Genomic DNA, 13,661 nt, shown 5'->3' on the forward strand with positions numbered 1-13,661 from the left:
CTAAATCCTCGCAACGCTGAAGCGTTTTTCAAGCGATAACAACCCGTCACTCATCTGCTTGCAGGCGCGTGCCGGGCACATCCGCTTGCTTGCGAGGGTTCTCCCCGATGTCAGTCGCTATCAGCCTTGCCCAGCCGTTGCCGGCGTCTTCGGACGCGGCCGCCGCCGAAACGCTTTACCACTTTGAACAGTCGCCTTTGCTGGCCCGGCAGGCGCAGCAGGAATCGAATGCGCGCAGTTATCCGCGACGCATTCCGCTGGCACTGAAAAAAGCCCGCGGCCTGTATGTCGAAGATGTCGAAGGCCGGCAGTTCATTGACTGCCTGGCCGGGGCCGGGACCTTGGCGCTCGGGCACAATCACCCGGTGGTGATCGAGGCTATCCAGCAAGTGCTGGCCGATGAACTGCCGCTGCACACCCTCGACCTCACCACCCCGGTCAAGGACCAGTTCGTTCAGGACCTGTTCGGGATACTGCCAGCTGCCTTGCGTAACGACGCGAAGATCCAGTTTTGCGGGCCGACCGGCACCGATGCGGTGGAAGCTGCCTTGAAACTGGTGCGTACAGCCACCGGTCGCTCAACAGTGTTGTCATTCCAGGGCGGCTATCACGGCATGTCCCAGGGGGCGCTTAGCCTGATGGGCAGCCTGGCACCGAAGAAGCCGTTGGCCGCGTTGCTGGGCAATGGCGTGCAGTTTCTGCCGTACCCCTATGACTACCGCTGCCCGTTTGGGCTGGGCGGCGCGGCGGGCGTCAAGGTCAACCTGCATTACCTGGAGAACCTGCTGAATGACCCGGAAGGCGGCGTGCAACTGCCGGCGGCAGTCATCGTCGAGGCCGTGCAGGGCGAGGGCGGGGTGATTCCGGCTGATGTCGAATGGTTGCGCGGCGTGCGACGGATTACCGAGAAGGCCGGGGTGGCGTTGATTGTCGATGAGATCCAGAGCGGGTTCGCCCGCACCGGCAAAATGTTCGCCTTCGAACACGCTGGCATCGCTCCCGATGTGGTGGTGATGTCCAAGGCCATTGGCGGCAGCCTGCCGCTGGCGGTGGTGGTGTATCGGCAGTGGCTCGATAGCTGGCAGCCCGGCGCGCATGCCGGGACCTTCCGCGGCAACCAGATGGCCATGGCGGCAGGGTCGGCGGTGATCCGCTATCTGGTCGAGCACGATCTGTGCACCCATGCCCAGGCCATGGGCGAGCGTTTGAGTGACCATCTGCGCCGTTTGCAAAAGGATTTCCCGCAGTTGGGCGATATCCGTGGGCGTGGCCTGATGCTGGGTGTCGAACTGGTTGATCCGCACAGTGCCCGGGATGCTCAAGGTCATCCGGCTGCGTGCCCGCACCTGGCACCACGGGTGCAACGCGAATGCCTCAAGCGTGGTTTGATCCTGGAACTGGGCGGGCGTCAGGGGGCGGTGGTGCGCTTCCTGCCGCCGTTGGTCATCACGGCGCATCAGGTTGATGAAGTAGCGGAGCGCTTTGCCCGGGCGCTGGCGGCGGCGGTGGCAAACCGTTAAAGGCGTGACACGTTGATGCGTGAGCCCGGTGCAATGCATCGGGCCCAGCTCAGTCAGTCGAAAGTGCGTCCGGCGCGCCAATAGCCCATCAGTGTCAGCGCCTTGCGATCCAGGCCGCAGTCGCTGATCAGGTAGCGGCGAATACGCATCACCGCAGCGGATTCACCGGCAATCCAGGCATGAAACTCACCGCTGTCGGGCGCGGCGCGCTCCCAGAGAATCTGCCGCTCGATATCCACTTCCTCTAGCCCTGCGGCACTCCCCGCGTTGTGCTGAATGTGCGGTAGCCGCGCCAGTTCGCGCACGGCATGCAGCATCGCCTCGCCGTGATCGCCGTTGAGCAGATCACGGGGTAGCCAGTTCAGCTCGGTCGCTGCGCTGCAGGTCATGTCGATGCAGTCCTGTTCATCGGGCACTTCAATGAAGGCTTGAACAGGCACGTCGACATGCTCCAGTGCCATCTGTTCGAGGATGCCGGCGATGGCCGGCAGTGCCGTTTCGTCCCCCACCAGCAGCAGCGAGCGCAGGTCTTTGGGCGGTCGCCATTCGTAACCGCCGGGGTCGCCCTTGAAGGCGAGGTTGGGTGCGACGATCTGCAGGCGATCACCGATGCAGGCGCGTGTCGCCCAGGCCGAAGCCGGGCCATTGACGCCGTGCAGGACAAAGTCGACATCCACTTCCCGCGCGTCACGGCGCAGGTTGCGAAGGGTGTAGGTACGCATCGGCGGGCAGTGCTGGTCATCCAGCTCGCGCCTGGCCTGTTGCCAGGCACCGTCCTTGGGCAGGCGCGGTGGCCGGCCATCGGCACTGGGGAAAAAAATCTTGATGCGCTGGTCGGCTGCCAGGGTGTGCATCTGCGCGACATCTTCACCGGTAAACACGTAACGGGCGAGCGACGGGCTCAAGGCAATGATCGCCTTGAGCTGGACATCGAACAGGCGATAGGCGCTGGGTTTGGCCGGTTTGCCAACCAGCTTGCGCAGGCCGTGGCCCAGGGCATTGGCCAGGGAAGCGGGGGAGGACATGGGGAGACCCTTTCAAGGAATACAGCTGAGAAACGAATCCCGACGTCGCTGAATTAACCCCGCTTGCGCCGCCTTAAATTTCCCGACTCAGGATACGTCCTTGCTTGGATAAAGCCTGCTTCATGGCGGACACGGGTAGAACAATGACGATATCGCGACGAGGATTCATGGCAGGTCTGGCAGTGGCGGGTGCCGCAGTGCCGGCGGTCTATTACGCGCATAAAGAACTGACCCATGATCCTGAAGACGACATCGTCACACCGGGCGAGGCCAGTGTTGAACTGGCCGATGCCGCAGGGCAGCACCTGGCCGATCAACTGCGTGGCGTCTGGGACCTGCAGTTCAGCGGCGACCAGGGCGGGCTTGGCGGTTTGCCTGCGGCTGGCGTTCAGATGTACCTGGACGTGGCCGGCAAGGGGCGAGGGCTGCGTGGTTTCGTCGATGAGAAAAGCCGCCTCGAAGGGCCGGGGCCGGTGGCCTATCAAGTGCTCGGCGATCTGGTGGGGGCATCTACCGCCCAGGTGCGCTGGCGCTTGTTGAATACCGGGGGCGGAACCGATTACGAGTGCGTCGCCAGCCTGGATGAAGTCTGGGGCAGTTTTGGCAATGCTGGCAGCGGTACCTTGAGCGGTCGCCTGCAACCGTTGGATCGTTCGATGGCCTTGCCGCTGCTCGACAGCCACTTTGTTGCGGTCAAGCGCCTGTTCCCCGAAGCCCGCGAGCGCTTGCCCTATACGCCGCAATTGCAGGCCTGGCTGATCAGTGCCGAGCATCGCCTGTTTCACCAGCTCTGGCATGCCAGTCGTGACAAGTGGTACCGCTTGCCGGAAGCGAAGCAGGGCGCCTTGCGCGGGCTGGGCTGGCAACCCGGCCCGCGTGACCATGAGCGCGATGCCCGTGGCCCGCGCAAACACAGGAACGGCTCCGGCGAGGACTTTCTGTTCATGCACCGGCACATGCTCGGCACCGCCCGCACGATGCAGGACTTGCCCTCCTGGCGGCACTTCCCGTTGCCCAAGCCTGATGTCGACCAGGATCGCCAGGGTTTTGCGCGCTACTTCGACAATCACAGCGGCTACTGTGTACCACCGACCTGGCAGGCGCCGGGCGATGAGGCCTATGGCCTGTGGGTGTCGGCGATCAAGGCGCGGGAAACCTTCTGCAGCAACTTTCAGGTGTGGGAATCCCAGTACCGGGACCCGTTGTACCTGTCGAAGCTGACCCTTGGCGCGTTCGGCTCGGAGCTGGAGATGAACCTGCATGACTGGCTGCACATGACCTGGGCGTCGGTACCCCGCGATCCCATGAATGGCGCGCCGCTACCCTTTGCGCGCGATCCGGCTGATTTTGCGGCGCGCTGGTTCGGTGCCGAGAACGACTTTCTTGGCGATCCGTTTTCATCGCATGTGAACCCGGTGTTCTGGGGCTTCCATGGCTGGATCGACGACCGGATCGAAGACTGGTACCGCGCCCATGAACGGCACAACCCGGGGCAGGTTCGCAGGCGTGAGGTCAGCGGCGTGCAGTGGTTTGCTCCGGGGCGTTGGGTCGAGGTCGACGACCCCTGGCTGGGGCCGGTGACCCATGGCTGCAGTACGCTCCCCGGTGCCTTCCCCGGCAAGTCGGTGGAGATGGATGTCGAGACCATGAAGCTCGCGCTGCGCATTACCTTTGGCGAAGATGACAAGATCGGTGACCTGGTCCGGCGTGTGCCGCAGCGCCCGTGGTATGCGCGACACCTGTCATTGCGGGGGATCGTTTCCTGACAGCGGTGGTGCCGGCACCTGCCAACCCCCGCCCAACGCCTTGTACAACGCCACACTGCCTTGCAAGCGCGCCAGGCGCAGTTGAACCTGCTGATCCTGAGCCTGGTACAGCGTGCGTTGGGTTTCCAGCACGGTCAGCAAGGTCTCCGCACCGGCGCGGTAGCGGCTTTCGGAGAGCGTGAACGCGGTACGCGCCTGCTCGACTTCCTCATCCTGCCATTGCCGTTGATGGTCGACGCCACTGATGCTGTTGAGGGCTTTCTCGACGTCGGCAAAGCCGGCAACGATGCTGCTGCGATAGTTCTGCAACAGCTCGTCTTGCCTGCCTTGGGCCTTGTCCCGCTCGGCACTCAAGCGGCCATTGTTGAATACCGGGGCGGCCAGGCCTGCGGTCAGGGTGTAGTAGGGGCTACGCAGGATCTGCGCGAAGGTGTCGGCCCCTGATCCCAGGTCTGCACCCAGGGTCAGGCTCGGCAGCATTGCTGCGCGCGCCACTTGTACGTTGGCCTGGGCGGCGGCGAGGCGCGCCTCGGCTGCGGCGATGTCCGGGCGGCGGCTGAGCAGGTCGCTCGGCACGCCATTGCCAATCTCCGGCCAGCGCACCTGGCCTATCGATTCGCGGGTCGGTGGCAACTGCTGCACGGGTTCGCCGAGCAGGGCTGCCAAGGTAACCCGGGCTTCCTGCAGTTGCTGTTCGAACAACGGCACCTGGCGCGCCTGACCGGCTACCAGGCTGCGTTGCTGGGCCAGTTCCAGCGCGGTGGCCGACCCCGAGTCGTAACGGGTCTGCACCAGGCGCAGCACATCTTGCGCATTGGCCAGGTTGAGCCGGGCGATGCGCACTTGCTCGGCCAGCGCCAGGCTTTGCAGGTAGCTGTTGGCGACTCCGCTGAGCAGCGTCAGCGCGACGGTCTGGCGATCGTAGCGGCTGGCGCCAAGCTCTTGCTCGGCGCTGTCACGGGCGGCGGCGTTGCCACCCCAGAAGTCGATCTCGTACTTGGCGCTCAGGCGCGTGTTGAACGAGGTGCTGGTGCGCTCGCTGCTGCTCGCATCCAGCTGCTCGAAGCCGTCGCCACGCAACAGTCGTTGGCGGCTGGCATCGAGGCCGAAGGTGACCTCAGGCAGCAACGGCGCACCGGCGATCACCGCCGAGGCTTGTGCCTGACGCACCCTGGCCGTGGCGGCGGCAAGGTCGAAACTGTTGCGCTGGGCGCGCTCGATCAGCTGGTTGAGCTGAACGCTGGAAAACTGCTGCCACCAGTCCTGTTGTGGCAGTGGCTGCTGCACCGGGGCAGCCTGGCCCTGCCAGGCGCCAGGCGCCTGCAGGCCACTTTGCACGGGTGGAAGTTTGTGGCTGCAGGCGGCGATGAACAGGCTGATGGACAACACACTGAGACGGCTGGGCAAGGTCATGGATTATTCGCTGGTAAGGGCTTTGACCGGGTCGAGGCGGGCAGCTTTGCGTGCGGGCATGAAGCCGAACACCACCCCTGTAATCACTGCACAGGCAAAGGCACCGAGCACGGCCGTCAAGGAAAAGGCCACGGCGATGTTGCCGAGCAGCAAGGCACCGCCGATCAGCATCGCCAGGGCGATACCGGTCAGGCCGCCGACCATCGACAGCAGCACCGCCTCACTGAGGAACTGACGCATGATGTCGCGCTGGCGGGCACCGGTGGCCATGCGGATGCCAATTTCCCGGGTACGTTCACGCACGGTCATCAGCATGATGTTCATCACGCCGATCCCCCCGACGAGCAACGAAATCGCCGCGATGGCGCCGAGCATGAGTGACAGGGTGTTCTGCGTGCGGGCCTCGGCCTGGATCAGTGCAGCATCGTTGGTCAGCTCGAAGTCATGTTTGCCGTTGTGCAGCTTGCGCATCAGCGCATCGATGGCCGCTTCGGCTTCCGCCACCCTGCCCGAGTCGGCGGCAGCAATGGTTACGTACGCCGGGTCGTGGCTGCCGAACAGGCGAATGGCCGCAGCGGCGTAAGGCACGACGACACGTTCGTCACTGTCTTGGTCGCCGGAACTGGCACCTTTGCCTTGAAGCACGCCGACCACCTGGAACGGCACGTTCTCCACCAGGATGTACTGACCGATGGGGTCGACGTGAGGGCCCATCAGTTTTTCCCGGACTTTCTGGCCGATCACGGCGACGGCGGCAGCGCTCTGTTCGTCGGCTTCGGTGAAGAAGCTTCCCTGGACCACCGGCCAATTGAAGATCTCGCTGAAATAGGTGTTGTTGCCGCCGACATAGAATTCCTGGTTGTTGTTGCCATAGCGCACCATCAATTTGTTGCCGATCACCGGCATGATCATTTTCACCTGGGGCAGGGTGCCCACGGCGGCAACATCGTCCAGGGTGATGACCCCGGCAGGCTCGCGCAGGGTTGGCATGCTGCCATTGAGGTAGAGGACGTTGGAGCCGAAGGAGGCCAGTTGGGCCATGACCTGGCGTTTGCTACCTTCGCCGACGGCGAGCATGACTACTACCGATGCCACCCCTATGACGATGCCGAGCAAGGTCAGTGCGGTACGAAAGCGGTTGATCCACATGATTCGCCAGGCGGCCTGCAGGGCCTCGATCATTTCGCCTTTCCAGGCGCCGCGTTGCGTGGCGCCCTGGTCCAGACGCTGGCGCAGGTCGGCGGCTTGCAGGCCTGGATCGCCGGTGTGTTCAGGGGCGTGTTCACTGGCCGAGTCGCTGAGGATCAGGCCGTCGCGGATCTCGATCACCCGCTTGGCCCGTGCGGCGACTTCGCGGTCGTGAGTAATCAGGATCACTACGTGGCCCTGGCTTGCCAGCTCATCGAGCAAGGCCATGACTTCGGCGCCGCTCTGGCTGTCGAGAGCACCAGTGGGTTCATCGGCGAGGATAATGTGGCCGCCGTTCATCAGCGCCCGGGCGATCGACACCCGCTGCTGCTGACCGCCGGACAACTGGTGCGGACGGTTGCCGGTGCGGCTGGCCAAACCCAGGCGATCGAGCAGGGCGGTGGCGCGGGCGTGGCGATCGGTCGCGGGTGTGCCGGCATAGATGGCCGGCATCTCGACGTTCTCCTGGGCTGTGCCCGAGGCAATCAGGTGATAGCCCTGGAAGACGAAGCCGAACGCTTCACGGCGTAGCCAGGCCAGCTCGTCGCTGTCCAGCTCGGCGACGTTTTTTCCGGCAAACAGATAGTCGCCTGACGTCGGTCGGTCCAGGCAACCGAGAATGTTCATCAGCGTCGACTTGCCGGAGCCAGAAGCCCCTACGACAGCGACGAATTCCCCCGGGTGGATCGACAGGCTGATGCCGCGTACGACCTCGACCTTGGGCGTGTCGATGCCCCCGTAGGATTTGCGGACCTCGCGCAGTTCAATCAGCGGCGTAATCATTCAACCTCCGCTGCCTGCAGGTGCACCGATCAACAATCGTTCGCCCTCGTCCAGGCCATCAAGCACCTGCACCCGCAGGCGATCACTCAGCCCGGTGCGCACCTGGCGTTGCTCGACTTTGCCCTGGGTAGTGAGCACCTGGGCTATGCGCAGGTTGTCGCCACCACCCTCGTTCAGTGCGGCCACCGGCACGGTCAGCACCTTGCTGGCGCGGCCGGCGACGAAAAATACCTGGGTGGTCATCTCTGCCATCAAGGCGTTATCGGGGTTGTCCACATCCAGCAGCACGGTGTACAGCACTACTTTGCTGCTGGCGCTACTGCCGCTGGTGCTGGCCGGGCTCCCGCTTCCCTGGCTCGATTGGTCAAGAGGCTTGGGAGGTACCGGCAGAATCTGGCGTACAGTGCTGGTCCAGCGCCGCTTGCCGCCTGCCAGGGTGGTGAAGTACGCCGACATGCCGGGTTTGACATGACTGATATCGGCTTCCGATACCTGCGCCCAGACGGTCATCGGCGACAGTTTGGCGATGCGCAGGATCAACGGTGTCTGTTGCTGGGCATTGAGGGTCTGGCCTTCGCGGGCATCCACGGCGACGACGGTGCCGGCCATCGGTGCATAGATTCGGGTGTAACCGAGCTCGGCCTCATCGCTGCGCAGGTTGGCCTGGGCCTGGCGGATCTGGGCGCGGTACATGTCGATGCGGGCCTGGGTGACCTTGAGTTCGGCCTGGGCGCTTTGCACGTCTTCCTCGCGGGTGGCGCCACCGGCAGCCAGGTTGCGCTGACGTTTGTACTTGTGTTCGGCCAGCTGATATTGAGCCTGCTGCTCGGCGAGCTGGGCCTTGAGGTTGTCGATCGAGAAACGCCCCGCGTCGAGTTTGGCCTGCTGCGTTGATGGATCGATTTCGACCAGCAGCTGGCCTTCCTTGACCTGGTCGCCAACTTCTACATGCAGTTTGCGGATCTGCCCCGACGCCTGGGCACCGACGTCGACGTAGCGCCTGGGCTGCAGGGTGCCCAGTGCGGTGACGCTGCTCTCGATATCGTGGCGAGTGACGCTCACGGTGTTCAGCGAGTCATCGCCGGCGGGCAGGGCTTTCCAGGCGATCAGCGTGCCCAGGGTCAGCAGGCCGAAGCCGCAAAGCACTACGCGGCGAGTAAGTGAAGAACGTCTCATCTAGGGTTCCAGCCAGTGGATGGGGCCTTGCAGGCAGGACAGGCATGGGAGGCTCCCAGGTAAACGAGGGCCTTGCTGAAGAATTTACCCATACCACTGTTGGCTGGCAGTCATCTTGTTCCGAGGGTCAGGCAGGAAGGCTCCGATAAGCCCAGCTTGCTGAGAATACTTATAATTTGTATTATCGAAAACTGCCATCATCCAGACCCACTCGGCAAACTTCAGGCATGCTCCGCGTGTCGCGGCCAGGTACTGTGTTGGAAAACTACTATCGCGAACTGGTGAGTTTCCTTTGTGCCCGCCTGGGTAACCGGCAGGCCGCCGAAGACGTCGCCCATGATGCCTACACCCGGGTGCTGGAACGGTCGGGTGGGAGTGATATCGAGCATCCGCGGGCGTTTCTCTACCGTACCGCCTTGAACCTGGTGATCGATGGTCATCGCCGCGGACTGTTGCGGCAGGTCGAGCCGCTGGAGGTACTGGACACAGATGAGCGCTTCTTTTCCCCCGCGCCATCCCAGGACGTGGACCTGCGTCAGCGCCTGGCCTTGATGCAGCGCGCCCTTGATGAATTGAGCGGGCCGTGCCGCGAGAGTTTTCTGCTGCGCAAGCTTGAAGGCCTGTCCCACCAGGACATTTCCGAACGCCTGGGCATTTCCAGCAGCCTGGTGGAAAAGCACATCGTCAACGCAATGAAGCACTGCCGCACCCGCATGCGGCAATGGGAGTCATAGTGCCATCACCGGCTACATGAAAATTCTGTCATGTGGATCCTTGATTTATGCGGGTTTCCCAACAACTATCAGTAAAGACCCTGAAGCTGGCGAAGTGTCCGCCACAAGCCCGTAGTCGAGTTGTTGGCGCAGTCTGGTCGAGGAACGTCGCTAACGCTCTCTGCCCTGGTCACTGATGATGCCTAACAAATCAATGCGCATCCTGATTGCCGATGAACATCCGATGCAGTTGCTGCAACTGGAAAAAATGCTCAATGGCATGGGGTACTTCCGCATTGCCCCGGTCGAGTCGTTCGAAGACCTGCAGCGTCTGGTGCAAAGTGCGTTGCAACCGTTCAACCTGCTGGTAGGCAACATCGACCTGGCCAGCCATGTCGGCGTCGACCTGGACCGATTCTGCCGGGTCAATCCACAGATCCAGCACGCCTTGCTGTACGAGTCCCAGCACCTGAAAGTACCCACCATCCCCAGCGGCCAGCGCGAGGCGGTGAATGTCAGCCTGCCCAAGGTCCCGGACAACGAAACCCTGCAGGGCTTCATGGCAATCATCGACATGCCCAAGGTGATCGGGCAATTGCCGGACGTGTCGCGGCGCACCAGCTTTGGTGGTTACCCGCGTCGGTTGGGGTTCGCACCCACCATTTTCTCCCGTTAATACTCAAACGTGGCATCAGCCAGCAACGCCGGGACGGGTTTGCTATCCTCTTGCGCTTGTTCGCGCGCCTGCTGCGCTGCTGCCCAATGATCAACGGATGCCCCTATGACAGCCACCCTGCCGACGCCAGCCCTGCGCCTGACGCGCAGTGACCACAAGACCTTGAGCCTGGCGGCTTTGGGCGGCGCACTGGAAATCTACGATTTCATCATTTTCGTGTTCTTCGCCCTGACGCTCAGCCAGCTGTTCTTTCCGCCACAGATGCCCGAGTGGCTGCGCCTGCTGCAGAGTTTCGGGATCTTTGTCACCGGTTACCTGGCGCGGCCGCTGGGTGGCATCCTCATGGCGCATTTCGCCGATCATCTGGGGCGCAAGAAAGTCTTCAGCCTGAGCATCCTGATGATGGCCTTGCCATGCCTGCTGATCGGCATCATGCCCACGTACGCCGAGATCGGCTATTTTGCGCCGCTGATCCTGTTGGCACTGCGTATCTTCCAGGGCGCGGCAGTCGGTGGTGAAGTGCCCAGCGCCTGGGTGTTCGTTGCCGAGCATGCGCCAGCCGGTCGGCGCGGCTACGCACTGGGCTTCTTGCAGGCGGGCCTGACCTTCGGTTACCTGCTGGGCGCCTTGACGGCCACGGCGCTGGCGCAACTGTTTACGCCGCAAGAGATCCTCGATTATGCGTGGCGCTTCCCGTTCCTGCTGGGCGGCGTGTTCGGGGTGTTCGGGGTGTGGCTGCGCCGCTGGTTGAGCGAAACCCCGGTGTTTCTGGCTTTGCGTGAGCGCCGCGAACAGCCGGTGGCTTTCCCGTTGCGCACGGTGCTGACCGAGCACCGCCGGGCGTTGCTGCCGGCGGCGCTGCTGACTTGTGTGCTGACCTCGGCGGTGGTGGTGCTGGTGGTGATCACGCCGACGGTGATGCAGCAGCGCTTTGGCATGAGCGCGGGTCACACCTTCGCGTTGAGCAGCGTCGGCATTGTCTTTCTCAATATCGGCTGCGTGCTCGCCGGCCTGCTGGTCGACCGGGTGGGTGCCTGGCGTGCACTGATGCTCTACAGCCTGCTGCTGCCGCTGGGTGTTGGCGCTTTGTACGCCAGCCTGGTCTCGGGCTGGGAATGGCCCGGCTTGGCCTATGCGTTGGCCGGCCTTGCCTGCGGTGTCGTGGGGGTGGTGCCGTCGGTGATGGTCGGCTTGTTCCCGGCGCCTATCCGCGTCTCGGGCATCTCCTTTACCTACAACATCGCCTATGCGTTGTGGGCCAGTACCACGCCGTTGATGCTGATTGCACTGATGCCCTGGAGCCCGTGGGTGTGCGTGGGGTTCAGTTTCATCATGGGCGCTGTGGGGCTGTTGACGGCTGTGTATTTTGCGGCGACGGAACCTGAACACTGCGAGGATGAGGCGCCGCAGCCATCGCTTAATGTGTTGTGACATTGCACCGGAGCGCTGTTATGGACTGCGTAGCAGCCCCTTTTGGGGCTTGTGCAGTGGGCCTTCGCGGATAAATCCGCCCCTGCAAAGACAGTTGTTCCTACAGATTTCCGAGCAAAAAAAAGCCCCCTGGCCGCAAGGCGAGGGGGCTTTTTATCGGGTGCTGACTTACATGTTCGGGTAAGTCGGGCCGCCGGCACCTTCCGGAGTGACCCAGGTGATGTTCTGCGAAGGGTCCTTGATGTCACAGGTCTTGCAGTGCACGCAGTTCTGGGCGTTGATCTGGAAGCGCTTGTTGCCGTCTTCCTGGGTCACCACCTCGTACACGCCGGCCGGGCAGTAGCGCTGCGCCGGTTCGTCGTACAGCGGCAAGTTGGTACCGATCGGAATGCCGGCATCGGCCAGCTTCAAGTGGCACGGTTGCTCTTCTTCATGGTTGGTGCTGGAGAGGAACACCGAGCTGAGCTTGTCGAAGCTCAACTTGCCATCCGGCTTCGGATAATCGATTTTCTTCGAGTCGGCGGCCAGTTTCAGGCAGGCGTAATCCGGCTTGGTGTCGTGCAGGGTGAACGGCAGTTTGCCGCCGAACCAGTTCTGGTCGACATAGTTGAACGCCGCGCCGAGCATCGGGCCGAACTTGTGCATGGCCGGGCCGAAGTTACGGCTGGAGAACAGCTCTTCATACAGCCAGCTGGCTTTGAATGCGTCGACGTAGCTGTTGAGCTGATCGCCACCTTCACCACCGGCGAGCAGGGCTTCTGCCACCGCGTCGGCTGCGAGCATGCCGGACTTCATGGCGGTGTGGCTGCCCTTGATCTTGGCCACGTTCATGGTGCCCAAGTCGCAGCCAATCAGGGCGCCACCGGCGAAGACCATTTTCGGCAGCGAGTTCAGGCCGCCTTTGGCCAGGGCGCGAGCGCCGTAGCTGATGCGCTTGCCGCCTTCGAGGTACTGGCTGATCACCGGGTGGTGCTTGAGGCGCTGGAACTCGTCGAACGGCGACAGGAACGGGTTGCTGTAGGACAGGTCGACGATCAGGCCAACCACCACCTGGTTGTTCTCCAGGTGATAGAGGAACGAACCACCGGTGTTTTCCTTGGCCATGACATCCAGCGGCCAGCCAGCGGTGTGCACCACCAGGCCTTGCTCATGCTTGGCCGGATCGATTTCCCAGATTTCTTTCAGGCCGATGCCGTAATGCTGGACGTCGGATTCGCTGTCGAGGTTGAAGCGCTTGATCAGCTGCTTGCCGATGTGACCACGGCAGCCTTCGGCGAACAGGGTGTACTTGCCGCGCAGTTCCATGCCCGGGGTGTACAGGCCGTCCTTCGGGTTACCTTCACGGTCGACACCGAGGTCGCCGGTGATGATCCCGCGGACCACGCCATTTTCGTCGAACAGGGCTTCCTGGGCAGCGAAGCCCGGGTAGATTTCCACGCCCAGGTTTTCCGCTTGCTGGGCCAGCCAGCGGCACAGGTTACCCAGGGAGATGATGTAGTTGCCTTCGTTGTGCATGGTCTTGGGCACGAACAGGTCCGGGACCTTGACCGAGCTGCCAGCATCCTTGAGCACATAGATGTCGTCGCGTTTGACTGCGGTGTTGAGCGGGGCGCCCAGCTCTTTCCAGTCCGGGAACAGTTCGTTCAGGGCGCGCGGTTCGAACACCGCACCGGAGAGGATATGGGCACCGACTTCGGAGCCTTTCTCGACCACGCAGACGCTGATTTCATTACCGGCTTCGGCGGCCTTCTGCTTCAATCGGCAGGCGGCGGACAGGCCAGCCGGGCCAGCGCCGACAATGACCACGTCGAATTCCATGTATTCGCGTTCCACAGGTTCTCTCCTACTCAAGGCTCATCGGTTTTCTTTTGTTGGCGGGTGTCAGGCGGTCATTTACTGAGGCTCAAGCTGTAGCTCGAGCGATGACGGACTACACCGCTTTCTCTTGGCCGCGCATTATATCTACACCA

General features: G+C 62.8%; 10 protein-coding genes. 5 read left to right on the forward strand and 5 right to left on the reverse strand.

Features of this window, described 5'->3' with window-relative positions:
• Window positions 1–107 precede the first annotated feature (107 nt).
• Window positions 108–1,520: an aspartate aminotransferase family protein gene (locus DM813_RS16505; RefSeq protein WP_128324459.1), complete on the forward strand. Its 1,413-nt coding sequence runs from the start codon at window positions 108–110 to the stop codon at window positions 1,518–1,520.
• Window positions 1,521–1,573: 53 nt separating this feature from the next.
• Here the strand turns inward: DM813_RS16505 and DM813_RS16510 are convergent, their stop codons facing one another.
• A complete protein-coding gene (locus DM813_RS16510) occupies window positions 1,574–2,545 on the reverse strand; it encodes a siderophore-interacting protein (protein WP_128324460.1) in 972 nt (323 codons plus the stop codon).
• 143 nt (window positions 2,546–2,688) lie between these two features.
• On the opposite strand from DM813_RS16510, the gene DM813_RS16515 reads away from it, so the two are divergent.
• Window positions 2,689–4,311 (forward strand): twin-arginine translocation signal domain-containing protein, encoded by a 1,623-nt coding sequence (locus DM813_RS16515; protein ID WP_128324461.1) that lies wholly within the window; start codon window positions 2,689–2,691, stop codon window positions 4,309–4,311.
• On the opposite strand, the gene DM813_RS16520 is transcribed toward DM813_RS16515, so the two are convergent.
• The 3 genes from DM813_RS16520 to DM813_RS16530 are packed head-to-tail and all read right to left on the reverse strand — an operon-like array spanning window position 4,288 to window position 8,871.
• Window positions 4,288–5,724, reverse strand: a complete 1,437-nt coding sequence (locus DM813_RS16520) for an efflux transporter outer membrane subunit (RefSeq protein WP_128324462.1) — start codon at window positions 5,722–5,724, stop codon at window positions 4,288–4,290. The two genes, DM813_RS16515 and DM813_RS16520, sit on opposite strands and share 24 nt — an antisense overlap.
• A 3-nt stretch (window positions 5,725–5,727) precedes the next feature.
• Window positions 5,728–7,695 (reverse strand): MacB family efflux pump subunit, encoded by a 1,968-nt coding sequence (locus DM813_RS16525; RefSeq protein ID WP_128324463.1) that lies wholly within the window; start codon window positions 7,693–7,695, stop codon window positions 5,728–5,730.
• Entirely contained in the window at window positions 7,696–8,871 is a 1,176-nt protein-coding gene (locus tag DM813_RS16530; protein WP_128324464.1) for an efflux RND transporter periplasmic adaptor subunit, read from the reverse strand.
• Window positions 8,872–9,128: 257 nt separating this feature from the next.
• Between DM813_RS16530 and DM813_RS16535 the strand changes: the two genes are divergently transcribed.
• The 3 genes from DM813_RS16535 to DM813_RS16545 all read left to right on the forward strand — a co-directional run bounded on the left by DM813_RS16535 (window position 9,129) and on the right by DM813_RS16545 (window position 11,691).
• Window positions 9,129–9,605 carry a sigma-70 family RNA polymerase sigma factor gene (locus DM813_RS16535; protein WP_128324465.1) on the forward strand — a complete coding sequence of 159 codons (477 nt, stop codon included), beginning with the start codon at window positions 9,129–9,131 and terminating at the stop codon, window positions 9,603–9,605.
• 178 nt (window positions 9,606–9,783) lie between these two features.
• The gene (locus tag DM813_RS16540) at window positions 9,784–10,260 is read left to right on the forward strand and encodes a histidine kinase (protein ID WP_128324466.1); all 477 of its coding nucleotides are present in this window, start codon (window positions 9,784–9,786) and stop codon (window positions 10,258–10,260) included.
• A gap of 105 nt (window positions 10,261–10,365) precedes the next feature.
• Window positions 10,366–11,691, forward strand: a complete 1,326-nt coding sequence (locus tag DM813_RS16545) for an MFS transporter (protein ID WP_128324467.1) — start codon at window positions 10,366–10,368, stop codon at window positions 11,689–11,691.
• Between the two features lie 168 nt (window positions 11,692–11,859).
• On the opposite strand, the gene DM813_RS16550 is transcribed toward DM813_RS16545, so the two are convergent.
• Window positions 11,860–13,524, reverse strand: a complete 1,665-nt coding sequence (locus DM813_RS16550; RefSeq protein ID WP_128324468.1) for an electron transfer flavoprotein-ubiquinone oxidoreductase — start codon at window positions 13,522–13,524, stop codon at window positions 11,860–11,862.
• Window positions 13,525–13,661 lie beyond the last annotated feature (137 nt).

The sequence above is a fragment of the Pseudomonas alkylphenolica genome (assembly GCF_004025535.1).
Taxonomy (GTDB): Bacteria; Pseudomonadota; Gammaproteobacteria; order Pseudomonadales; family Pseudomonadaceae; genus Aquipseudomonas; species Aquipseudomonas alkylphenolica_A.

Coding starts and splice junctions, on each gene's coding strand:
- DM813_RS16510 (WP_128324460.1), bottom strand. CDS start 2,545: ATGTCCTCCCCCGCTTCCCTGGCCAATGCCCTGGGCCACGGCCTGCGC.
- DM813_RS16545 (WP_128324467.1), top strand. CDS start 10,366: ATGACAGCCACCCTGCCGACGCCAGCCCTGCGCCTGACGCGCAGTGAC.
- DM813_RS16525 (WP_128324463.1), bottom strand. CDS start 7,695: ATGATTACGCCGCTGATTGAACTGCGCGAGGTCCGCAAATCCTACGGG.
- DM813_RS16530 (WP_128324464.1), bottom strand. CDS start 8,871: ATGAGACGTTCTTCACTTACTCGCCGCGTAGTGCTTTGCGGCTTCGGC.
- DM813_RS16520 (WP_128324462.1), bottom strand. CDS start 5,724: ATGACCTTGCCCAGCCGTCTCAGTGTGTTGTCCATCAGCCTGTTCATC.
- DM813_RS16540 (WP_128324466.1), top strand. CDS start 9,784: ATGCCTAACAAATCAATGCGCATCCTGATTGCCGATGAACATCCGATG.
- DM813_RS16515 (WP_128324461.1), top strand. CDS start 2,689: ATGACGATATCGCGACGAGGATTCATGGCAGGTCTGGCAGTGGCGGGT.
- DM813_RS16505 (WP_128324459.1), top strand. CDS start 108: ATGTCAGTCGCTATCAGCCTTGCCCAGCCGTTGCCGGCGTCTTCGGAC.